This window comes from Pseudomonas sp. EZ-C24 (assembly GCF_014525325.1).
GTDB lineage: Bacteria > Pseudomonadota > Gammaproteobacteria > Pseudomonadales > Pseudomonadaceae > Aquipseudomonas > Aquipseudomonas shirazensis.
Map to the genome: position 1 here is coordinate 90,234 of NZ_JACDIU010000003.1, position 23,284 is coordinate 113,517.

A 23,284-nucleotide genomic window follows, 5' to 3' on the forward strand; every position below is an offset into this window, starting at 1 on the left:
TCACAAGAGAGCAAATTGCATGCCAGTGCCCGAAAATGGCGAGTCTGAGATAAAAGCGGGCGTTCAGGGGCACTTATTGGTAGTGGTCCGAGCAAAAGCGCACCTTTTAGATGCGGAAATTGCGAACTGCGCACCAAATTAGTGCGCATCTTTGCGGGGGCGTTTTCTGGAACCTCTTCGCGGGTAAACCCGCTCCCACAGAGATAGCGGTGGAGTCGGGCATTGCACCATCCTGTGGGAGCGGGTTCACCGGGACGCCGGATCGCCGCTAAAGAGCCGGCACAGGCGCGGCAAAATCAATCTCTTGCACTCATCTCAAACCTTTCTGTTCAAAAGTTGGTCAAATCCTGAGCAATTTCCGCTATAATTCGCGCCCCTCATTTTCGGCAGGCCCTGGGCGCGCTGTTTACCCATGAAACTCATCGTCAAAGTCTTCCCAGAAATCACCATCAAGAGCCGGCCGGTGCGCAAGCGCTTCATCCGTCAGCTCTCGAAGAACATCCGCAACGTGCTCAAGGATATCGACCCTGAGCTGAAGGTTGACGGTGTCTGGGATAATCTCGAAGTGGTCACCCGCATCGAAGACGAGAAGCTTCAGCGCGAGATCATCGACCGGCTGTCGTGCACGCCGGGGATCACCCATTTCCTTCAGGTAGAGGAATACCCGCTGGGCGACTTCGACGATATCGTCGAGAAGTGCAAGGCGCACTACGGCCATCTGCTGGCCGGCAAGCGCTTCGCCGTACGCTGCAAGCGTGGCGGCCACCACGACTTCACTTCGATGGATGTCGACCGTTATGTTGGCAGCCAGTTGCGCCAGCAGTGCGGCGCCGCCGGTATCGACCTGAAGAACCCGGAAATCAAGGTGCGGATGGAAATCCGCAATCAGCGCCTTTACGTCATCCACAATCAGCATCAAGGTATCGGCGGTTACCCGTTGGGCGCGTTGGAGCAGACTCTGGTGTTGATGTCCGGTGGTTTCGATTCCACCGTGGCTGCCTACCAGATGATGCGTCGCGGCCTGATGACCCACTTCTGCTTCTTCAACCTCGGCGGCCGTGCCCACGAGTTGGGGGTGATGGAAGTCGCTCACTACCTGTGGAAAAAATACGGCAGCAGCCAGCGCGTGCTGTTCATCAGCGTGCCGTTCGAAGAAGTGGTCGGCGAGATTCTCGGCAAGGTCGACAACAGCTACATGGGCGTTACCCTCAAGCGCATGATGCTGCGCGCAGCGGCCAACATCGCTGACCGCCTGCAGATCGACGCGCTGGTCACTGGTGAGGCGATTTCCCAGGTGTCGAGCCAGACCCTGCCCAACCTGACAGTGATCGACCAGGCCACTGACAAGCTGGTCCTGCGTCCGCTGTTGGCCAGCCACAAACAGGACATCATCGATACCGCTTATCAGATCGGCACAGCCGAGTTTGCCAAGCACATGCCAGAATACTGCGGCGTCATCTCGGTCAACCCGACTACCTGCGCCAAACCGCAGCGGGTTGTATATGAGGAGGCCCAGTTCGATATGCAGATCCTGGAGCGCGCGCTGGAACGTGCTCGCTTCATCTCGATCGACCATGTGATCGACGAACTGAGCCAGGACATTCAGATTGAAGAGGTGGCCGAGGCCACTCCAGGCCAGATCGTCATCGACATTCGTCACCCCGATGCGCAAGAGGATCAACCTCTGGTGATCGACGGTATCGAAGTCCAGACCATGCCTTTCTATGCCATCAACAGCCGCTTCAAGCAGCTCGATGGCAACCGTCAGTACCTACTTTATTGCGACAAGGGCGTCATGAGTCGCCTGCATGCGCATCATCTGCTCAGTGAGGGACATGCCAATGTGCGTGTTTATCGTCCGGCATAAACTGCCAGGGCTGTATGGCGGCAGCATCCGCCATCGCCCTCCCGACCCGCGGGCCCGCTGAGCCTTTTACCTTCATATTGGCCGTCTAGAATAGGCGGCAACCGAATCCTCTGATCGAGATACATTTGTGATCGAAAATCTGCGTAACATCGCCATCATCGCCCACGTTGACCATGGTAAAACCACTCTGGTCGACAAACTCCTGCGTCAGTCGGGCACCCTGGAGCGTAACGAGCTCAATGACGAGCGCGTCATGGACTCCAACGACCAGGAGAAAGAGCGCGGTATTACCATTCTGGCGAAAAACACCGCCATCAACTGGAATGGCTACCACATCAACATCGTCGACACCCCCGGCCACGCCGACTTCGGTGGCGAAGTTGAGCGTGTAATGTCGATGGTCGACTCCGTGCTGCTGCTGGTCGATGCCCAAGACGGCCCTATGCCGCAAACTCGCTTCGTGACCAAAAAGGCATTCGAAGCTGGCCTCAAGCCAATCGTTGTAATCAACAAGGTTGACCGTCCGGGCGCGCGTCCTGATTGGGTTCTGGACCAGATCTTCGATCTGTTCGACAACCTCGGCGCTACCGACGAGCAGCTGGACTTCCAGGTCGTCTACGCCTCGGCCCTGAACGGCATTGCCGGTCTGGACCACACTGCCATGGCCGAAGACATGACCCCGCTGTACCAAGCGGTTGTCGACCACGTTCCACCACCTGCTGTTGACCGTGACGGCCCGTTCCAGATGCAGATCTCCGCTCTGGACTACAACAGCTTCCTCGGTGTTATCGGCGTTGGCCGTATCGCCCGTGGTCGCGTCAAGCCGAACACCCCGGTTGTTGCCATCGATACCGACGGCAAGAAGCGTAACGGCCGTATCCTGAAGCTGATGGGTCACCACGGTCTGCACCGTGTCGACGTTGAAGAAGCTGCCGCCGGCGACATCGTCTGCATCAGCGGTTTCGACGAGCTGTTCATCTCCGACACCCTGTGCGACCCGCTGACCGTCGAGGCGATGAAGCCTCTGACCGTCGACGAGCCAACCGTTTCCATGACCTTCCAGGTCAACGACTCGCCATTCTGCGGTAAAGAAGGCAAGTTCGTGACCTCGCGTAACATCAAGGATCGTCTGGACAAAGAGCTGCTGTACAACGTTGCACTGCGCGTTGAAGAAGGCGACTCGGCAGACAAGTTCAAGGTTTCCGGCCGTGGTGAGCTGCACCTGTCGGTACTGATCGAAACCATGCGTCGCGAAGGCTTCGAGCTGGCCCTGGGCCGTCCGGAAGTGATCATTCGTGAAGTGGACGGCGTCAAGCAAGAGCCGTTCGAAAACGTCACCATCGACATCCCAGAGGAAGCTCAGGGCAAGGTCATGGAAGAGATGGGCCTGCGTAAAGGCGACCTGAGCAACATGGTCCCGGATGGCAAAGGCCGTGTGCGTCTGGAATACAACATCCCTGCTCGTGGTCTGATCGGTTTCCGTAACCAGTTCCTGACCCTGACCAACGGTGCTGGCATCCTGACCTCGATCTTCGATCGCTACGCTCCAGTCAAGTCGGGCCACATGTCCGGCCGTCAGAACGGCGTACTGGTTTCGGTTGAAACCGGCAAAGCTCTGACCTACTCGCTGGAAACCCTGCAGGCGCGCGGCAAACTGTTCGTCGAGCACGGTCAAGAGATCTACAACGGTCAGATCATCGGCCAGAACAGCCGCGACAACGACCTGGGTGTAAACCCAACCAAAGGCAAGAAGCTCGACAACATGCGTGCTTCGGGTAAAGACGAAACCATCGCTCTGGTTCCGCCAGTTCGCTTCACTCTGGAACAGGCTCTGGAATACATCCAGGAAGACGAGCTGTGCGAAGTCACGCCTAAGTCGATCCGTCTTCGCAAGAAGATCCTCGACGAAAGCGAGCGTACCCGCGCTGCCAAGAAAGCCAAGATCTGAGTCCAGATCTAGCTGAATGAAAACGCCCCCGGTCGAAAGGCCGGGGGCGTTTTTTTTGCAAGTTTCATAATTCGCTACGATGCACTGCTGAAGAATAGCGCTCGTCGTAGATGTGAGTTTCATAAAGCCATCAGCGACAATACCTCCCCCGCAGCCTATATTTCCCGCTGTGCAGCTCTCTTGTGCTGATTTAACTTCGGTCTTCACTTGTTATGTTTGATAAGGAGATTGAACTATGTCGGTTGTCATTGCGGGTGAACGTATTTGTGTGATTGATGATGGAATAACGGACGAAGAGCATACCAAGATCTTGAAACTGCTGACCGGCTCGCTTTGGCGATATGGCTGGCCCTATCCCTATTCACCTCTTGATCGTCCCTGCTGGCACAGCTTTATTGCAGGTACTCGCAGAGACGAGCTTGAAGATTGTGAGCTAGAGCTGCGGGCTCGACCTGATTGGGCATTTCTCGCGGATATCTGGGCGCGGATCAAAGCGGTGCACCTACCCTCGGCAAAGCTATTAGGTGTCTACGCCAATGGCCAAACAAGTAGTCAGGACGGTCCTATCCACCACGACAATACAGTCGAGCTGCCCGGCAAAACGGTCATGCTGTTCTGCAGTGAGTATTGGGCTACGTGTTGGGGAGGAGAGCTGGTCTTTTACGATACTGCCAAAGAAAATATTATGCTGTCCGTGCAGCCCAAGCCGAAGAGAGTCGTAGTGTTCAATGGCGAGGTGCCGCATGGCGCGCGGGCGCCGGCAGCAAATTGCAACAGGCTGCGCATGAGCATCGCTTTCAAGACTCTGATCAGGGAGTAACGAACGATGTCGAAAAAATTCGAAATCATTCTGGGGTACGTCGATAAGCCCGTAGCGGTTGGCGGCGCAGCTGCCTCCCTTACGGATCAGTACAACACCGATAAGTCCGGGTTCTCCCTCGTCAACCAGACAGCACAAACCGGTGCTACAGTCGCGAGCGTGATCTCTATCGTAAAACTGACCGCGGGATTCACACCGTTTCTCAACATAAAAGCCAACACGCTTGCGGCGACGACGGTATTTCTAAAGATCACAGCTGAATACAAGACTAATCAAAAATTTGATAATGGAGATGTCCTGAGTCTTATTGGTAATGTTGCCGGGATTGTCGCAAGCATTACTTTGCTCGCCGGTGCAAGCGGTCCAGCACTTGTATTTACTGGCGTAGGTGTTACCGCAACTGCCGCGGGGATAGTGACCTCCGATGCGGTTAAAAATTTGTATCAATCTTTGATTTTGCCAGTTGTCGAAAAACATTTCGCCACAAATACGAATGCGGCATATCCAGGTTATTGGGTGGCGCCGGATTTGGCACTTGTGTCGCTCGCGAAAATCAGCGCAAGCTATACGAGCCAAATTGCTGTCAGTCGCTGGGACCCTGACTCACATGAAGTAGGGCTGGGGCGTGACGATACCTATCCGTACGGAATAACCGCCGGCGGTGGGGGGTATTTCGAGCCCGGTGGAGATGGTGGCGTTATGATATTCCCGTTGCCGGAGTATCCAGGGTGGAGCATTGACATCGGACCCATTCAGGTCATCGCGCCTGGTGGGGGTGGTGCTGGGCTTGATAGATATCACTAAGGGCCGGCGGTGCCGATGTGCCCGGCTTGAGTAAGGGGGGGCATTTGTACTCATTTTCCGAGTTCTTGCGATTATTAAAAGTGTCTCCTCCCTTGAGGTCCGCGGGAGCGCTTTCGGCTTGTTTAGTTACCATGCTTGCGTGCATTGCACTTTTTGTCAGTCAGCGTGAAGTGTACGTTGCCCCTGATATGTCTAAGTTGACAGCCCTCGAGGGGAGAGTCTCTGGTTATCCGAGCAGTTGGGAAGTTGATCGTTCGTTGATGCACTTCAGTGTAGCGTACACGCTTGATGGGAAACGGGAGGGAAAACGTATTTATACGCCCCATAAGCTGTACAAAGCCTCTGGCCTTCGGATCAATTCCAAGGTGGTGCTCGTGGCAGAACGCGTAAATGGTGGGAGCGTAGTGCGTGAGCTGGCTACGTTGGACGGTCGAGTTCTCTTCAATGATCGACTCTATCGACAGGTTGTGGATATGAACAACGCCTCGATAGAAGCGGCAGTCGTCATGGGTAGTGTGGTTGCACTACTGCCTGCCATAGGTGTGATAGTCATGCTGGTGCGTCATCGGCGCCAGCGTGTCTCGCAGAGCACGTTCGAAACATAGCGCCTTCACAGTCGCTCTGCTGGGGGTGAGCACCGGCGTTGCAGGCTGCTTTATGTGTACCTGGACCACAGAAAAAAAATGCCCCCTGTCAAAAGGCCGAGGCGTTTTTGTCTGAGGATTTTGGGGTCGCGCAGCAGCGCTAGGATTTCAGCTTCGCGGCCGATATCGCCGGGCCAGCGCTGCTGGCCTTTCGCGACACAAGGCCGCTCCTACAATTGACCGCGCATGCCGATCGTACGCGGTGCGTGTAGGAGCGGCATTGTGTCGCGAAAGGGCTGCGCAGCGGCCCCAGATTTCAGTTTAGCGCTGCTGGCTTTCCGACCGCTCCAGCGCCGCAGCGAGCCGCTCAGGAGGGCGGCTTAGATGGGAGAGGCCGCGACGCAGCCCCGACCATCAGCGCCCGACCACCTTCGGTTTATACGCGCAGAAGCCCGGCCGTGGGCCGACCTTGGGGTGGTTGCGGCAGGTATCGGGGCGCTTGTCATAAATGGTGCACAGGCGGCTCTTACGATCCAGATAGAGACAATCATCGTTGCTCATTCGGGTCAAGGTGAAGATCCCCGACTTCTGGTTGAACCGCTCGATGATGCCGTCCTTCTGCAGGCGCTTGGCAACGTTCTTGGCCGGCTCGTCCTTGTCGAAGTCATCGACCACGCCGATACGGATCAGGTCTTTGATCTTCACTTCCACCGGCAGCGTGCAGCAGGTCGAATGGCAGCCCCCGCACATATGGCTGGAGTAGCGCTGCCAGGTATCGAGGCGGTCGACTTCAGCCGCGGCAATCAGGGTCGGTTTCATAGTTATAAGGAGCGAATCACGGTGGAGGGGCGCGCGATGATACCGGAGTTGTTCAAATTGTGAACAACCTTTCGCCCGATTATGCTTGTCGGCATGAAAACTGCGAACAACAACTGCCAGCCCCTGTCGAAGGGTCTAGTCTGAACACTCTCCTGCCTTCGCCCACTTGCCCGAGGATGTCACATGTCTCAGCAACCCAAAGCACGTGACGTCGAGGTCACCGAGTTTCGTGCCGCTGTATTGGCCAAGCTGACCTACGCGGTTGGCAAGGACCCGGAGCACGCCTTTGATCACGACTGGTTCGAAGCCATTGCCCTGGCTGCGCGCGACCATATGGTCGATCACTGGATGGACCACACCCGGCAGGCCTACCGACGTAGTCAGAAACGCGTCTACTACCTTTCCCTCGAGTTTTTGATCGGCCGGCTGCTGTACGACAGCCTGAGCAACCTCGGCTACCTGGAAATCGCCCGCGAGGCGCTGGATGGCCTCGGTGTCGACCTTGATCGCATTCGCCTGCTGGAGCCGGACGCCGCGCTCGGCAATGGCGGCCTTGGCCGGCTGGCGGCGTGCTTCATGGAAAGCATGTCGACTCTGGGCATTGCCGCCCATGGCTACGGTATCCGCTACGAGCACGGCTTGTTCCGCCAGGCCGTGGTCGATGGCTGGCAGCAGGAGCAAACCGAGAACTGGCTGGATTTCGGCAACCCGTGGGAGTTCGAGCGGGCCGAGGTGATCTATCCGATCAGCTTTGGTGGTGGCGTCGAAACCGTGACGGCTGCCGACGGCCAGCAACGGCAGATCTGGACCCCTGGCGAAACCGTGCGGGCGGTTGCCTACGATACGCCGGTAGTCGGCTGGCGCGGGTCCAGCGTCAACACCCTGCGCCTGTGGCGTGCACGCGCGCTGGAAGAGCTGCACCTGGAGCGCTTCAACGCCGGTGACCACCTGGGTGCAGTCGCCGAGGTGGCCCGCGCCGAGAGCATCTCGCGCGTGCTCTACCCAGCCGACAGCACCGAGGCGGGCCAGGAACTGCGCCTGCGCCAGGAGTACTTCTTTGTTTCCGCCTCGCTGCAAGACCTGCTGCGCCGGCACCTGAACATGCACAAGAGCTTGCTCAACCTGCCTGATGCGGCGGCGATCCAGCTCAACGACACCCACCCCTCGATTGCGGTGGCGGAGCTGATGCGCTTGCTGGTCGACCAGCATGAAATCCCATGGGACAAAGCCTGGGAAGTAACCGTCGGTACCCTGGCCTACACCAACCACACACTGTTGCCCGAAGCGCTGGAAACCTGGCCGGTGGCGCTGATGGAGCGCATGCTGCCGCGGCACATGCAGATCATCTATCTGATCAACGCCTACCATATCGATGCCCTGCGGGCCAAAGGCCAACACGATTTCGACGTGTTGCGCGCGGTGTCGTTGATCGAAGAAGACAACGGCCGTCGCGTGCGCATGGGCAACCTGGCGTTTCTCGGTTCGCATAGTGTCAACGGCGTGTCCGCGCTGCACAGCAAGCTGATGAAGAGCACGGTGTTCGCCGAGCTGCACAAGCTCTACCCGGATCGGATCAACAACAAGACCAACGGCGTCACCTTCCGCCGCTGGCTGCACCAGGCTAACCCGCAGCTGACTGCGATGCTGATCGAGGCCCTCGGGCGCGAGGTGCTGGATGACGCCGAGGTGCGCCTCAAGGACCTTGAGCCGTTCGCCGAGCAACCGGCGTTTCGCAAGCAGTTCGCTGCGCAGCGGCTGCACAGCAAGCGTGCCTTGGCGAGCATCATCCAGGACCGCGTCGGCGTGACGGTCAACCCCGAAGCGATGTTCGACGTACAGGTCAAGCGCATCCACGAGTACAAGCGCCAGCTGCTCAACCTGCTGCACACGGTGGCGCTGTATCAGGCAATTCGCGCCGAACCGAGCACCGACTGGGTGCCGCGGGTGAAGATCTTCGCCGGCAAGGCGGCCGCCAGCTATCACCAGGCCAAGCTGATCATCAAGCTGTCCAACGACATCGCCCGGGTGGTCAACAACGATCCGACCGTGCGCGGGCTGCTCAAGGTGGTATTCCTGCCCAACTACAACGTCAGCCTGGCCGAGAGCATCATCCCGGCGGCGGACTTGTCCGAGCAGATTTCCACCGCCGGCTACGAAGCGTCTGGCACCAGCAACATGAAGTTCGGCCTCAACGGCGCGCTGACCATCGGCACCCTGGACGGCGCCAACGTCGAGATGTGCGAGCAGGTCGGTGCAGAGAACATGTTCATCTTTGGGCTGACGGCGCAGCAGGTCGAGGCGCGCAAGCGCGCGGGTGACTTTGGTGCCAGTGCAGCGGTGGCCGAGTCGCACCGCCTCAGCGATGTGCTGCACGCCATTCGCAGCGGGGTGTTCTCGCCGGATGACCCGTCGCGCTATACCCAGTTGATCGACTCGCTGCTCGACCATGACCGCTTCCTGGTCTGCGCCGATTTCGACGCCTACTGGGACGCCCAGCGCAAGGTCGATGAGCTGTGGCATCAGCCGGAACAATGGTGGCGGATGGCGGTGCTCAATACCTCGCGGATGGGCTGGTTCTCATCGGACCGGACCATACGCGAGTACGCCACCGAGATCTGGAAAGCGTTGGATTGAGCTGACCATGGCAGGGCACCTGGCCGACCGCCGGCCGGTGCCGTGCTGAACTAGACTCCGGTTCGACCGTCTGATCGGCCAGGCGAGTGTGTTTGCTAGCTAGCCTTTACGCCAAACCATCGGCATTACTGTAAACTGCGAGGGTTTTTCACCCTCTTTCCCTTTCGGAGCCATACATGTCCCGCGTTACCCTGAGTCGCTATCTGATTGAGCAGACCCGCAGCAACAATACTCCTGCCGATCTGCGCTTCCTGATCGAGGTGGTGGCGCGCGCGTGCAAGGAAATCAGCCACCACGTGTCCAAAGGCGCCCTCGGCGGCGTGCTGGGCAGCATGGGTACCGAAAACGTACAGGGCGAAGTGCAGAAAAAGCTCGACGTGATCTCCAACGACATTCTGCTCGAAGCCAACGAGTGGGGTGGTCACCTGGCCGGCATGGCGTCCGAAGAAATGGACAACGCCTACCAGATCCCGGGTAAATACCCGAAGGGTGCCTACCTGCTGGTGTTCGACCCACTGGACGGCTCGTCGAACATCGATGTCAACGTTTCGGTCGGCACCATCTTCTCGGTTCTGCGCTGCCCGCAGGAATACCTGAGCCAGAACGAAACCCTCAACGAAAACGCCTTCCTCCAGCCTGGCACCGAGCAGGTCGCCGCCGGTTACGCGATCTATGGCCCGCAGACCATGCTGATCCTGACCCTGGGCAACGGCGTCAAAGGCTTCACCCTGGACCGCGAGCTGGGCAGCTTTGTCCTCACTCACGAGAACATCCAGGTGCCGGAGACCACTGCCGAGTTCGCTATCAACATGTCCAACCAGCGTCACTGGGAAGCGCCGATCCAGCGCTACGTCGGCGAGCTGCTGGCCGGTGAGACCGGGCCGTTGAAAAAGAACTACAACATGCGCTGGATCGCCTCGATGGTGGCTGATGTGCACCGCATCCTCACCCGTGGCGGTCTGTTCATGTACCCACGCGATTCGCGTGAGCCGAGCAAGCCAGGCAAGCTGCGCCTGATGTACGAGGCCAACCCGATGTCGTTCATCATCGAACAGGCCGGCGGCGCGGCCACCAACGGTGAGCAACGCATCCTCGACATCCAGCCGGACAGCCTGCACCAGCGCGTTTCGGTAATCCTCGGCTCGAAGCAAGAGGTCGAGCGCGTTACGGCCTACCACAAGGAATAAATCATGCTCGCACCTTGGCAGCCGTTGCTGGAGTGGTGGTTCGGTCCGGGCAAGAGCCCGCAGGCCGTGGCTGACGAGAAGAGCACGCTGTGGTTCGGCAAGCACCATGATGACGAGGCGCGCGAGCGTTTCGGCGCGCTGTGCGAGCAGGCCCTGGCGGGTGGTCTCGAAGACTGGCAGCAAAGCCCGCAGGGCTGGCTTGGCCTGATCCTGCTGCTCGATCAACTGCCGCGCATGATCTACCGCGACACGCCGCGCGCCTTTGAAGGTGACCGGCGCGCGCAGGTGGTGGCCATGCAGGGTTTGCAGCATGACTGGGATTACCAGTTGCTGCCGATCCAGCGGGTGTTCGTGCTGTTGGTGCTGGAACACGCCGAGGTGCTCGACTGGCAGCACCTTAGTGTCGAGCGCTATCGGCAGTTGCTGGACGAGCAACCGGAGGCCAACCGCCGCCTGTTCGAAGGCTTCCTTGACTACGCCGAGCAGCATCAGCGCGTGATCGAGCGCTTTGGCCGGTTCCCGCAGCGCAATCTGCTGCTGGACCGTCCGAGCACCGATGAAGAGATGGATTTCCTGCTCGAGCCGGGTTCACGGTTCTGATGCAGCGCTGAGCGGCTGCCCCATCTGCGTAGGCGAATGGGGCAGCACCCGGCTCAGATTCTGAAACTGCCAACCAACTGTTGCAACCGTTCGACCTGGTGTTCCAGGTCGTTGCAGGCACGCAAGGTGCTCTGCAGGTTGTGCACGCCTTCCTGATTCAGCGTATTGATCTCGCTGATGTCGAGATTGATCGACTCGACCACCGCCGTCTGCTCTTCGGTGGCGGTGGCAACCGACTGGTTCATGCCGTCGATCTCGCCGATGCGCTGGGTCACGCTGCCCAGGCGTTCACCGGCCTGGTTGGCAATCCCCACGCTGTGCTCGCTCTGCTGCTGGCTCTGGTTCATGGTGCTGACCGCCATCTGCGCGCCGGCCTGCAGCTCTTCGATCAAACGCTGTACCTGCTGCGCTGATTCCTGAGTGCGGTGGGCCAGACTGCGCACCTCATCGGCAACCACGGCAAAACCACGCCCGGCCTCGCCGGCGCGGGCGGCTTCGATGGCAGCGTTCAGCGCGAGCAGGTTGGTTTGCTGCGAAATGCCGGTGATCACATCGAGGATCTGGCCGATGTTGCTGGTGTGCGAATTGAGTGTCTGGATGTTCTCGCACGAGTCACTGATGCGCGCCGACAGCTGATGCATGGTGCTGATGGTTTGCCCGACCACCTGCTGGCCTTCTTCGGCCAGACCGCGCGCGGCGGTCGAATGCTGCGAGGCGAGCGCGGCGTTCTGGGCGATTTCATGGGCGGCGGCACCGAGCTGATTGATTGCAGCGGCAACGCTGCTGGTGCGGCTCGACTGCTGATCGGCGTTGTTGATCGAGGCGTTGGAGGCAGTCACCACCTGGCCGGCCACGGCATTCACCTGGCCGGTCGCCGAGGCGACTTCGCGGATCGACTCGTGGATACGCTCGACAAAGCGGTTGAACGACTGGGCAAGGCTGCCGAATTCGTCCTGAGCATGGATGGTCAGGCGCCGGGTCAGGTCGCCTTCGCCCTCGGCAATGTCACGCATGGCGCGGCCCATGGCGTGCAGCGGCTGCATCAGCACGCGAATCAGCAGGCCGAGCAGGGCAATGATGGCGATGATCGCGATCAGCGTCGCCACGGCTGCCGACGTGCGCAGCTCGCCGAGCATGGCGAAGGCGGCATCCTGGTCGAGCACCAGCGCGACATACCAGTCGACCGACGAGATGCCGTCGACGTGGGTGAAGTTGATGAACTGCTTGCGCCCGTCGAACTCGACTTCCTTCAGCCCGCTGCTGATCTGCGGCGTGTCGCCAGGGAACAGATCGGCGAGGGTTTTCAGGGCCAGCTCAGGCTTGGGGTGGATCATGATCTTGCCTTCGCCGTTGACGATGAAGGCATGGCCATTGCCATCGAAGTCCAGCGCGTTGATCAGCTTGCTGATGGTCTGCAGGTCGGTGTCGACGCCACTCACGCCGAGCAGGCGACCGCCCTGTTGCACCGGCGTGGCCAGGGTGATCACCAGCTTGCCAGCCGAGGCGGAAATGTACGGCTCGGTGACGATAGTCTGGTTGGCAGCAGTCGCCGCCTTGTACCAGCCACGCTGGCGCGGGTCGTAGTCGGCGGCACGGTTGCCGGCGGGTACCGATTGCATGCTGCCGTCCTGGCCGCCGAAGTAGCTCAGCTGGAAGTTGTTGGCATACACCGGCAGTGCCAGGGCACGGTCCAGGCTCGGCTTGCCGGGGCCATCGACGGCCACTTGCTGGGCCAGGCTGTCGAGCACCTGCACGCGGCTGTCGAGCCAGTTGCGGATGTTGCCTGCAGTCAGGCTGCCCAGGTCCTGCAGCGACGTCTGCGTGTCGCTGCGCAGCGACTGGCGTTGCCGGTAGTCGTTGAACAGTACGAAGCAGGTGAAGGCGACCGCGACTACGAGGGCTGCGGCCAGCAGGATCTTGTGGCTGAACTTGAGATTTTTGGTCATGGCTGAGTCTGCGCGAATGCACGTCGAAGGGCAGGGGGTAGGGCAGGCTGCTGCTCCACTGCTCGTTGTGTCGACTTGTGCGGGTAAAACATGAGTCGTTGGCCGGTCAGACGACCAACGGCCGGCATTTAAGCGCTGCGGTCAGGGAACCACGGAGGCTTTTTGCTCTCCAAGGTCTCCACAGGCGCCTCGCCTGATGTCCGTGTCCAGGAGTGTCCCTTCATGTCGTTGCGTTCCCTCGCCCTGTTGTCGTTGTGCGTCGTGCTGACTGCGTGCAGCAAGATCAACCAGGAAAATTACTCCAAACTCAGCGCCGGCATGAACCGCGCGGCGGTCGAACAACTGCTGGGTACACCTACCGAGTGCTCGGGCGCGCTGGGCATGAGCAGTTGCACCTGGGGTGACCAGAACAGCTTCATCAGTGTGCAGTATGCAGCGGACAAAGTATTGATGTACTCCGGGCAGGGCCTTAAATGAGGCACGTGAGTCTGCTGCTTGGGCTATGCCTGAGCCTGTTGCTGGGCGGCTGCGCCACGGGTAGCCATGACCCGTTGGCGCCGAAGACGGCAGGCGCCGTCGACCTCAAGCGCTATCAGGGCAAATGGTTCGAGCTGGCCCGCCTGCCGATGTACTTCCAGCGCGACTGCGCGCAATCCGAGGCGCATTACAACGCCCGGCCTGATGGCAGCATCGGCGTGCTCAACCGTTGCCGCATGCTCGACGGCCAGTGGATCCGCGCCGAAGGCAGCGCCACGCCGCAGGAGGCCGGGCATACCGACAAGCTCTGGGTCGAGTTCGACAATTGGTTCACCCGCCTGGCGCCTGGTGTGGCCAAGGGCGAGTACTGGGTGTTGTATGTCGACTCGCGTTATCAGACCGCATTGGTCGGCAGCCCGGACCGCAAGTACCTGTGGGTCCTGTCGCGTACGCCGAGCCTGCCGGCCTGGGAGCGCGAGAGCCTGCTGGCCAAGGCGCGTCAGCAAGGCTACGACACCAATCGCCTGATCTGGCGCGTAGCCGACCGCGACATCGCCGCCGCACACTGAGCCCTCAGCCAAGCAACTGGCCGAGCACCTCGGCAAACGCTCGGTTGCTCTCGGCTTCCTGAGCATGGCGGCCCTGGCGCACCACCCACGCGCCGTTGACCATCACGTCGCGGATCTGGCGGTCGCCGCCGGCAAACAGCCAGCGGTTGAGAATGGCGTCGCCTTCGGCAGTAGCGATGTACGGGTCCTCACCGTCGAGCACCAGCCAGTCCGCGCGCTTGCCCACCGTCAACTCGCCGATCGGCTGCCCCAGGGCTTGCGCGCCACCGCTGAGCGCTGCGTCATAAAGGGTGCGGCCAACCATTGGCTGGTCGCTGCGATAGAGCCGATTGCGGCGCTGATCACGCAGTCGCTGGCCGTATTCGAGCCAGCGCAGTTCCTCGACCACGCTGAGTGACACGTGGCTGTCCGATCCAATCCCCATGCGCCCGCCCCGTGCCAGGTAGTCGACCGCGGGGAAGATGCCGTCGCCCAGGTTGGCCTCGGTGGTCAGGCACAAACCAGCTACCGCGCCGCTTTCGGCCATCGCTGCGACCTCGTCCGGCGCCGCGTGGGTGGCATGTACCAGACACCAGCGGCGGTCGACCTCGACGTTTTCATATAGCCATTGCAGCGGACGACGCCCGCTCCAGGCCAGGCAGTCGTCGACTTCCTTTTGCTGCTCAGCGATGTGAATGTGTACCGGGCAGTCCTGCTCGCCGCTGGCCAGCACCGTGGCAATCTGCTCGGGAGTGACCGCGCGCAGCGAGTGGAAGCACAAGCCCAGGCGCTGCGCCGGTTGTGCCGCCAGCACTGGTTTGAGCTGTTCGTGCAGGCGCAGGTATTGCTCGCTGCTATTGATAAAGCGGCGTTGGCCCTCGCTGGCGGGCTGGCCGCCGAATCCTGCGTGGCTGTACAGCACTGGCAACAACGTCAGGCCAATCCCGGCGGCGCTGGCGGCGGCACTGATGCACCGTGACAGCTCGGCGGGATCGGCATAGCGCTGGCCATCGCGATCGTGGTGCACGTAATGGAACTCGGCGACCGAGGTATAGCCGGCCTTGAGCATCTCGATGTACAGCTGGCGGGCGATGACCTGCAGTTGTTCCGGGCTGATCTGGCCAACCATGCGGTACATCAGCTCGCGCCAGGTCCAGAAACTGTCGTTGGGGTTGCCGGCCACTTCTGCCAGGCCCGCCATGGCGCGCTGGAAGGCGTGCGAATGAAGGTTGGGCATGCCCGGCAGCAGCGGCCCGGCCAGGCGCTCGGCGCCGTCTGCCGAAGCATCGACCTGCAGGCTGGCAAGCTGGCCTTGGGCGTCGACCTCTAGACGGACGTTATGCGCCCAACCGCTGGGGAGCAGGGCGCGCTCGGCAAAGTACACGGACATGTAAGCATCTTCCTGTTCTTGTTAGCTTGTATATACATATACAGGCGTTTGCCTGCCCGGTAAACTGCGGCAAGCTACTGCTCACTCAAACCGCACAAGGATCAAAGCCGTGCCGACACCTCCTGTCTCCGCGCTGGTTGCCCAGATGGGCGAAGGGCCGGCGCCGCTGTATGCCCGGGTCAAACAGATGATCGTCCAGCAGATCGAAAACGGCAGCTGGCCGCCGCATCACCGGGTGCCGTCCGAGAGCGAGCTGGTCAACCAGCTGGGTTTCAGCCGCATGACCATCAACCGCGCCCTGCGCGAGCTGACTGCTGACGGGTTGCTGGTGCGCATGCAGGGGGTCGGCACGTTCGTCGCCGAGCCCAAGAGCCGTTCCGCGCTGTTCGAGGTCAACAACATTGCCGACGAGATCGCCGGCCGTGGCCATCAGCATAGTTGCCAGGTGATCGTGCTCGGCGAAGAGGCCGCAGGTTCCGAGCGCGCCCTGGCGCTGGATATGCGCGAAGGCCAGCGGGTATTCCACTCGTTGATCGTGCATTACGAAAACGGCGTGCCGGTGCAGATCGAGGATCGCTACGTCAACGCCGCGATTGCCCCGGACTACCTCAAGCAGGACTTTACCCGGCAGACACCCTATGCCTACCTTTCGCAGGTGGCGCCACTGACTGAAGGCGAGCACGTGGTCGAGGCGATTCTGGCCGAGCCGGACGAGTGTCGCCTGCTGCAGATCGATGCCGGCGAGCCATGCCTGCTGATCCGCCGCCGCACCTGGTCGGGTCGCCAGCCGGTCACCGCCGCGCGCCTGATTCACCCCGGTTCCCGCCATCGCCTGGAAGGACGCTTCAGCAAATGAGCCAGATGCAGTTGCTACACGCGGCGGATTACCCGCGCATGCCATGGAAGAACGGCGGCGGGTTTACCGAAGAGATCGCCCGCGATGCTGGCGATGGCCTGGATGGATTTGGCTGGCGCCTGTCGATTGCCGATATCGAAGAGTCGGGCGGCTTTTCCAGCTTTGCCGGGTACCAGCGGATCATCAGTGTGCTGCAGGGGGATGGCATGCGTCTGGTGGTCGACGGCCAGCTCAGCCGGCCGTTGCTGGCGTTCGATGCGTTTGCCTTCGGCGGCGAGAGCCAGGTTCAGTGCAAGCTGCTGGGCGGGATGATCCGCGACTTCAACCTGATCTACGCGCCGCAGCGCTATCGGGCGCGGTTGCAGTGGTTCGATGGCACCAGCCGCCTGTATAGCTCGGCGTCGACGCTGTTGCTGTTTGCCGCTGGTAGCCAGGTTGAAGTGCAGATGGCCGGGCGCGAGCTGCAGCGGCTTGGGTTGTATGACTGTTTGCGCCTGGAGGGCAACGACGGGTTGCTGGAGTTGGACGTGCAGGGGCGGTTTTGCCTGATTGAATTGATCACGGTTTGAGATTGCCGGGGCGCCGGACCGGTCGGAAAGGGGTGCGTAGCGCCCCCGGCTATCTAACGGCGAGCTCCGAATAATTTGGTTGTCCATGCTTGTACATACAAGTAAAGGTGTGTTTGTATATTACTCATCGACACCCCGCCGTCGGATGACCGCAAAGGACCTCTCCCGTGACTGACAACAACAAATACCGTGACGTAGAAATCCGTGCCCCACGTGGCAACAAGCTGACCGCCAAAAGCTGGCTGACCGAAGCGCCGCTGCGCATGCTGATGAACAACCTCGACCCACAAGTGGCCGAGAACCCCAAGGAGCTGGTGGTGTACGGCGGCATCGGCCGTGCTGCGCGCAACTGGGAAAGCTACGACAAAATCGTCGAGACCCTGACCCGCCTGGAAGACGACGAGACCCTGCTGGTACAGTCGGGCAAGCCGGTGGGCGTGTTCAAGACCCACAGCAACGCCCCGCGCGTGCTGATCGCCAATTCCAACCTGGTGCCGCACTGGGCCAACTGGGAACACTTTAACGAACTGGATGCCAAGGGCCTGGCCATGTACGGCCAGATGACCGCAGGCAGCTGGATCTACATCGGCAGCCAGGGCATCGTCCAGGGCACCTATGAAACCTTCGTCGAGGCCGGCCGCCAGCATTACAACGGCAGCCTCAAAGGCAAGTGGGTGCTCACTGCAGGCCTTGGCGGCATGGGTGGCGCACAGCCGCTGGCCGCAACCCTGGCCGGTGCCTGCTCGCTGAACATCGAGTGCCAGCAGAGCCGCATCGACTTCCGCCTGAGCAGCCGTTATGTCGACGAACAGGCCAGCGACCTCGATGACGCCCTGGCGCGTATCGCCAAATACACCCAAGAAGGCAAGGCGATCTCGATTGCCCTGCTCGGCAACGCTGCCGAGATCCTGCCTGAGCTGGTCAAGCGTGGCGTGCGCCCGGACATGGTTACCGACCAGACCAGCGCCCACGACCCGCTCAACGGCTACCTGCCTGCTGGCTGGAGCTGGGAGCAGTACCGCGACCGTGCGCAGACCGACCCGGCGGCAGTGGTCAAGGCCGCCAAGCAGTCGATGGCGGTGCACGTCAAAGCCATGCTCGACTTCCAACAGCAAGGCGTGCCGACCTTCGACTACGGCAACAACATTCGCCAGATGGCCATGGAGGAGGGCGTCAGCAATGCCTTCGACTTCCCCGGTTTCGTTCCGGCTTATATCCGCCCGCTGTTCTGCCGCGGCGTAGGCCCGTTCCGCTGGGTGGCGCTGTCGGGTGACGCCGAGGACATCTACAAGACCGATGCCAAGGTCAAAGAGCTGATCGCCGACGATGCCCATCTGCACCGTTGGCTGGACATGGCCCGTGAGCGCATCAGCTTCCAGGGTCTGCCGGCGCGGATCTGCTGGGTTGGCCTGGGCCAGCGTGCCAAGCTCGGCCTGGCCTTCAACGAGATGGTCCGCAGCGGTGAGTTGTCGGCACCGATCGTGATCGGCCGCGACCACCTCGACTCTGGTTCGGTGTCCAGCCCCAACCGCGAAACCGAATCGATGCAGGATGGCTCCGACGCCGTGTCCGACTGGCCGCTGCTCAACGCCTTGCTCAACACTGCGAGCGGCGCGACCTGGGTGTCGCTGCACCACGGCGGCGGCGTTGGCATGGGCTTCTCGCAGCACTCGGGTATGGTCATCGTCTGTGATGGCAGCGATGAAGCTGCCGAGCGTATTGCTCGCGTCTTGACCAACGACCCGGGCACCGGCGTCATGCGCCACGCCGATGCGGGCTACCAGATCGCCGTTGACTGCGCCAACCAGCAGGGCCTCGATCTGCCGATGATCAACGGCTGATCAGCCGCCGCCGACAACGCCGATACTGAATAACAAGAAGGGGCCTGCGGGCCCCGCCAATGGAGTAGCGAAGTGACCGAACTGACCCTCAAGCCCGGTACCCTGACCCTGGCCCAGCTGCGCGCCATTCATGCCGCACCCGTCAAGCTGCGCCTGGATGACAGCGCGGGCCCGGCGATCGATGCCAGCGTCGCTTGTGTCGAGCAGATTCTCGCCGAAGACCGCACCGCCTACGGCATCAACACCGGTTTCGGTCTGCTGGCCTCGACCCGCATCGCCCGTGAAGACCTCGAGAACCTGCAGCGTTCACTGGTGTTGTCGCACGCCGCAGGCATCGGCGCGCCGCTGGACGACGCTTTGGTGCGGCTGATCATGGTGCTCAAGATCAACAGCCTCAGCCGTGGTTTCTCCGGCATTCGGCGCAAGGTCATCGATGCGCTGATCAGCCTGGTCAACGCCGAAGTCTATCCGCACATTCCGCTGAAAGGCTCGGTCGGCGCCTCCGGCGACCTCGCGCCGCTGGCGCACATGTCACTGGTGCTGCTCGGCGAGGGCAAGGCCCGTTACAAGGGGCAGTGGCTGGAAGCTAACGAAGCACTGGCTGTGGCCGGCCTCGAACCGCTGACCCTGGCCGCCAAAGAGGGCCTGGCCTTGCTCAACGGCACCCAGGCGTCTACCGCCTATGCCCTGCGCGGCCTTTTCTACGCTGAAGACCTGTTTGCCGCCGCGATCACCTGCGGCGGCCTGACCGTCGAAGCCGCGCTGGGCTCGCGCTCGCCGTTCGATGCGCGCATCCATGAAGTGCGCGGCCAGCGCGGCCAGATTGACGCCGCGGCCTGCTACCGTGACCTGCTCGGTGACTCGACCGAAGTGTCGCGCTCCCACGAAAACTGCGGCAAGGTCCAGGACCCGTACTCGCTGCGCTGCCAGCCACAGGTGATGGGTGCTTGCCTGACCCAGTTGCGTCAGGCCGCGGAAGTGCTGGCGATCGAATCCAACGCTGTCTCCGACAACCCGCTGGTGTTCGCCGCCGAAGGTGATGTGATTTCCGGCGGCAACTTCCACGCCGAGCCGGTGGCCATGGCCGCTGACAACCTGGCCCTGGCGATTGCCGAGATCGGTTCGCTGAGCGAGCGTCGCATTTCACTGATGATGGACAAGCACATGTCCCAGCTGCCGCCGTTCCTGGTCGAAAACGGAGGGGTCAACTCCGGTTTCATGATCGCCCAGGTCACCGCCGCAGCATTGGCCAGTGAGAACAAGGCGCTGTCGCACCCACACAGCGTCGACAGCCTGCCGACCTCGGCCAACCAGGAAGACCACGTGTCGATGGCGCCGGCAGCAGGCAAGCGCCTGTGGGAAATGGCCGAGAACACGCGTGGCGTGCTTGCCATCGAATGGCTCGGTGCCTGCCAGGGCCTGGACTTGCGCAAGGGCCTGAAAACCTCGGCCAAGCTGGAGCAGGCGCGCCGCGCCCTGCGTGCCAAGGTTGCCCACTACGAGCGTGACCGGTTCTTCTCGCCGGATATTGAAATGGCCAGCGCGCTGCTGGCCGAAGGTACGCTGACCGGGTTGTTGCCGGCTGGAGTATTGCCAAGCCTGTGAAAAGCTGGGGGCCTGCTGCGCAGGCCTTCGCGGGTGAACCCGCTCCCACAGGATTTGCAGCGCCGCCGTAACCTGTGGGAGCGGGTTCACCCGCGAAGGGCCGCAAAGCGGCCCCCAACGCGCTAATCCGTCCATAAAAATAAAAGGGACGCAGCATGCAACAATCTCAAGGTCTAAAACGCGGGCTGACGTCCCGCCACATCCGTTTCATGGCGCTCGGCTCGGCGATCGGCACCGGGCTGTTCTATGGCTCTGCCTCAGCCATCCAGATGGCCGGCCCAGCGGTACTGCTGGCCTACCTGATCGGTGGCGCCGCCGTGTTCATGGTCATGCGCGCGCTCGGCGAAATGGCCGTGCACAACCCGGTCGCCGGCTCCTTTGGCCAATACGCCAGTACCTACCTGGGGCCGATGTCCGGCTTTGTGCTGGGCTGGACCTACGCCTTCGAGATGATCATTGTCTGTATCGCCGACGTGACCGCCTTCGGTATCTACATGGGCTTCTGGTTCCCTGAAGTGGCGCGTTGGATCTGGGTGCTGGGCATCGTCTTCCTGATCGGCGGGCTCAACCTGTGCAACGTCAAAGTGTTCGGCGAGATGGAATTCTGGCTGTCGCTGCTCAAGGTCGGCGCGATTGTCGCGATGATCCTCGCCGGGCTTGGCATCATGGCCTTCGGCATGGGCCAGGTCGGTAGTGGCTCGGCGGTCGGCGTGAGCAACCTGTTCGAGCATGGCGGCTTCATGCCCAACGGCATTGCCGGGGTGATCGCCTCGTTTGCCGTGGTGATGTTCGCTTTTGGCGGTATCGAAATCATCGGTATCACTGCTGGCGAAGCGAAAGACCCGCAGCGAGTCATCCCCAAGGCAATCAACGCCGTGCCGCTGCGTATCCTGCTGTTCTACGTGCTCACCTTGTTTGTCTTGATGAGCCTGTACCCCTGGCCGCAGATCGGCAGCCAAGGCAGCCCGTTCGTGCAGATTTTCAGCAACCTCGGGATAGGCTCGGCCGCTGCCGTGCTCAACGTAGTGGTGATTTCTGCGGCAGTGTCGGCGATCAACAGCGACATCTTCGGTGCCGGGCGCATGATGTACGGCCTGGCGCAGCAGGGCCATGCCCCGCGTGGCTTTGCCCAGTTGTCCAAGCATGGTGTGCCGTGGCTGACGGTTGTGGTGATGGGCGCGGCGCTGCTGATCGGCGTGGTGCTCAACTATCTGATCCCGGAGAACGTGTTCCTGCTGATCGCCTCGATCGCCACTTTCGCCACGGTCTGGGTCTGGTTGATGATCCTGCTCACCCAAGTGGCGATGCGCCGCAGCATGAGCCGTGAGGAAGCAGCCAAACTGAAGTTCCCGGTACCGTTCTGGCCCTATGGGCCGGCCCTGGCGATTGCCTTCATGGTGTTCATCTTTGGTGTGCTCGGCTACTTCCCGGATACTCAGGCAGCGTTGCTGGTCGGGGTGGTGTGGGTGGTGTTTCTGGTCGCGTCCTACCTGCTCTGGTGCAAGCCGCGTGCAGGTCAGGGTCAGTTGGCCGAGCAGCAGGCCGAGCTGCACCGCTAGTAACGGAGGAAGTGTATGGCAACGTTATGGCAGCACTGCCATGTGGCAAGCATGGTCGGCGGCAGCTATTCGATCATCGAGGATGCGGCGATCATCACCCGCGCCGGTCTGATCGAATGGATCGGCCCACGCGCCGAGCTGGCGCCACAGGCCGACCTGGAGACGGTCGATCTGGGCGGTGCCTGGGTCACCCCGGGGCTGATCGACTGCCACACCCATGCGGTGTTTGGCGGTAACCGCAGTGGCGAGTTCGAGCAGCGCCTGCAGGGTGTCAGCTATGCCGAGATTGCCGCCCAGGGCGGCGGCATTGCCAGCACCGTGCGCGCCACCCGCGCGGCCAGCGAAGAGCAGTTGCTGGCCAGCGCTCGGCAGCGGGTCGAGGCGTTGATGCGCGATGGGGTGACCACCCTTGAGATCAAGTCAGGCTACGGCCTGGACCTGGCCAACGAGCGCAAGATGTTGCGCGTGGCCCGGCGTCTGGGCGAAGCGCTACCGCTGACCGTGCGCAGCACCTGCCTGGCCGCTCACGCCTTGCCGCCGGAATATGCCGGGCGCGGCGATGACTACATCCAGCACATCTGCGATGAGCTGCTGCCAGCGTTGGCCGGCGAAGGCCTGGTCGATGCGGTCGATGCCTTCTGTGAACACCTGGCGTTCTCGCCGGCGCAGGTCGAGCGGGTGTTCATCAAGGCCCGCGAACTGGGCTTGCCGGTCAAGCTGCATGCCGAGCAGTTGTCATCGCTGCACGGCTCCAGCCTGGCTGCCCGTTATCAGGCGCTGTCGGCCGATCACCTGGAGTTCATGACCGAAGACGACGCCATTGCCATGGCCGCGGCGGGCACCGTCGCGGTGCTGCTGCCGGGCGCGTTCTACTTCCTGCGCGAAACCCAGCTGCCACCGATGGACGCGCTGCGTCGGCACGGGGTGAAGATCGCCCTGGCCAGCGACCTCAACCCTGGCACCTCGCCTGCCCTGTCGCTGCGGCTGATGCTCAACATGGGCTGCACGCTGTTCCGCATGACCCCTGAAGAGGCGTTGGCCGGGGTTACCGCGCATGCCGCCACGGCACTGGGCCTGGGCAGCACTCACGGCACGCTGGAAGCCGGCAAGGTCGCCGACTTTGTCGCCTGGCAGATCGATCGCCCGGCCGACCTCGCGTACTGGCTGGGCGGCGACTTGCCCAAGCGGGTAGTGCGCGGCGGTGTGCAATCAACTTTTTGAGCGAGGCCT

18 protein-coding genes and 1 pseudogene are annotated in these 23,284 nt (G+C 61.5%); 15 read left to right on the forward strand and 4 right to left on the reverse strand.

Features of this window, described 5'->3' with window-relative positions; genetic code table 11:
• Positions 1–412 precede the first annotated feature (412 nt).
• From thiI to IDM28_RS00865, 4 genes are all read left to right on the forward strand, one after another.
• Positions 413–1,867: a tRNA uracil 4-sulfurtransferase ThiI gene (gene thiI / locus IDM28_RS00850; protein ID WP_150571217.1), complete on the forward strand. Its 1,455-nt coding sequence runs from the start codon at positions 413–415 to the stop codon at positions 1,865–1,867.
• A 127-nt stretch (positions 1,868–1,994) separates the two neighbouring features.
• Positions 1,995–3,815, forward strand: a complete 1,821-nt coding sequence (typA, locus tag IDM28_RS00855) for a translational GTPase TypA (protein ID WP_101315624.1) — start codon at positions 1,995–1,997, stop codon at positions 3,813–3,815.
• Between the two features lie 235 nt (positions 3,816–4,050).
• Positions 4,051–4,635 carry a 2OG-Fe(II) oxygenase gene (locus tag IDM28_RS00860; RefSeq protein WP_150571216.1) on the forward strand — a complete coding sequence of 195 codons (585 nt, stop codon included), beginning with the start codon at positions 4,051–4,053 and terminating at the stop codon, positions 4,633–4,635.
• A gap of 6 nt (positions 4,636–4,641) precedes the next feature.
• Entirely contained in the window at positions 4,642–5,439 is a 798-nt protein-coding gene (locus IDM28_RS00865; protein ID WP_188035174.1) for a hypothetical protein, read from the forward strand.
• Positions 5,440–6,437: 998 nt separating this feature from the next.
• On the opposite strand, the gene IDM28_RS00870 is transcribed toward IDM28_RS00865, so the two are convergent.
• Positions 6,438–6,842 (reverse strand): YkgJ family cysteine cluster protein, encoded by a 405-nt coding sequence (locus IDM28_RS00870; protein WP_101315626.1) that lies wholly within the window; start codon positions 6,840–6,842, stop codon positions 6,438–6,440.
• Between the two features lie 183 nt (positions 6,843–7,025).
• Between IDM28_RS00870 and IDM28_RS00875 the strand changes: the two genes are divergently transcribed.
• The 3 genes from IDM28_RS00875 to IDM28_RS00885 all read left to right on the forward strand — a co-directional run bounded on the left by IDM28_RS00875 (position 7,026) and on the right by IDM28_RS00885 (position 11,263).
• Positions 7,026–9,476 (forward strand): glycogen/starch/alpha-glucan phosphorylase, encoded by a 2,451-nt coding sequence (locus IDM28_RS00875; protein ID WP_188035175.1) that lies wholly within the window; start codon positions 7,026–7,028, stop codon positions 9,474–9,476.
• A 176-nt stretch (positions 9,477–9,652) separates the two neighbouring features.
• The gene (locus tag IDM28_RS00880) at positions 9,653–10,663 is read left to right on the forward strand and encodes a class 1 fructose-bisphosphatase (RefSeq protein WP_101315630.1); all 1,011 of its coding nucleotides are present in this window, start codon (positions 9,653–9,655) and stop codon (positions 10,661–10,663) included.
• A 3-nt stretch (positions 10,664–10,666) separates the two neighbouring features.
• Positions 10,667–11,263, forward strand: coding sequence for a DUF924 family protein (locus IDM28_RS00885; RefSeq protein WP_101315633.1), 597 nt, complete (start codon positions 10,667–10,669; stop codon positions 11,261–11,263).
• Between the two features lie 53 nt (positions 11,264–11,316).
• Here IDM28_RS00885 and IDM28_RS24070 read toward each other — a convergent pair whose 3' ends face one another.
• On the reverse strand, positions 11,317–12,126 hold the full coding sequence (locus IDM28_RS24070) for a methyl-accepting chemotaxis protein (RefSeq protein ID WP_410524647.1): 810 nt from the start codon (positions 12,124–12,126) through the stop codon (positions 11,317–11,319).
• Between the two features lie 45 nt (positions 12,127–12,171).
• Positions 12,172–13,209: pseudogene (locus IDM28_RS24075) on the reverse strand (cache domain-containing protein); the annotation flags it as partial.
• Positions 13,210–13,431: 222 nt separating this feature from the next.
• Here IDM28_RS24075 and bamE point away from each other — a divergent pair.
• A complete protein-coding gene (bamE, locus tag IDM28_RS00895; RefSeq protein ID WP_101315637.1) occupies positions 13,432–13,686 on the forward strand; it encodes an outer membrane protein assembly factor BamE in 255 nt (84 codons plus the stop codon).
• Positions 13,683–14,255 carry a lipocalin family protein gene (locus IDM28_RS00900; protein WP_150571212.1) on the forward strand — a complete coding sequence of 191 codons (573 nt, stop codon included), beginning with the start codon at positions 13,683–13,685 and terminating at the stop codon, positions 14,253–14,255. The genes bamE and IDM28_RS00900 overlap by 4 nt, the downstream gene beginning before the upstream one ends.
• A gap of 4 nt (positions 14,256–14,259) precedes the next feature.
• On the opposite strand, the gene IDM28_RS00905 is transcribed toward IDM28_RS00900, so the two are convergent.
• Entirely contained in the window at positions 14,260–15,624 is a 1,365-nt protein-coding gene (locus IDM28_RS00905; RefSeq protein WP_188035176.1) for a formimidoylglutamate deiminase, read from the reverse strand.
• A gap of 145 nt (positions 15,625–15,769) precedes the next feature.
• On the opposite strand from IDM28_RS00905, the gene hutC reads away from it, so the two are divergent.
• The 6 genes from hutC (at position 15,770) to hutI (ending at position 23,275) form a co-directional block, all read left to right on the forward strand.
• Entirely contained in the window at positions 15,770–16,480 is a 711-nt protein-coding gene (hutC, locus tag IDM28_RS00910) for a histidine utilization repressor (protein ID WP_178080811.1), read from the forward strand.
• Complete coding sequence (locus tag IDM28_RS00915; protein WP_150572665.1) at positions 16,477–17,049, forward strand: HutD family protein; 573 nt, start codon at positions 16,477–16,479, stop codon at positions 17,047–17,049. The genes hutC and IDM28_RS00915 overlap by 4 nt, the downstream gene beginning before the upstream one ends.
• 167 nt (positions 17,050–17,216) lie before the next feature.
• The gene (gene hutU / locus IDM28_RS00920; RefSeq protein WP_101315648.1) at positions 17,217–18,890 is read left to right on the forward strand and encodes a urocanate hydratase; all 1,674 of its coding nucleotides are present in this window, start codon (positions 17,217–17,219) and stop codon (positions 18,888–18,890) included.
• A 72-nt stretch (positions 18,891–18,962) separates the two neighbouring features.
• Complete coding sequence (gene hutH, locus IDM28_RS00925; protein WP_181088392.1) at positions 18,963–20,495, forward strand: histidine ammonia-lyase; 1,533 nt, start codon at positions 18,963–18,965, stop codon at positions 20,493–20,495.
• Between the two features lie 155 nt (positions 20,496–20,650).
• Positions 20,651–22,054 carry an amino acid permease gene (locus tag IDM28_RS00930; RefSeq protein ID WP_188035177.1) on the forward strand — a complete coding sequence of 468 codons (1,404 nt, stop codon included), beginning with the start codon at positions 20,651–20,653 and terminating at the stop codon, positions 22,052–22,054.
• A gap of 15 nt (positions 22,055–22,069) precedes the next feature.
• Complete coding sequence (hutI, locus tag IDM28_RS00935; RefSeq protein WP_188035178.1) at positions 22,070–23,275, forward strand: imidazolonepropionase; 1,206 nt, start codon at positions 22,070–22,072, stop codon at positions 23,273–23,275.
• Positions 23,276–23,284: the final 9 nt, after the last annotated feature.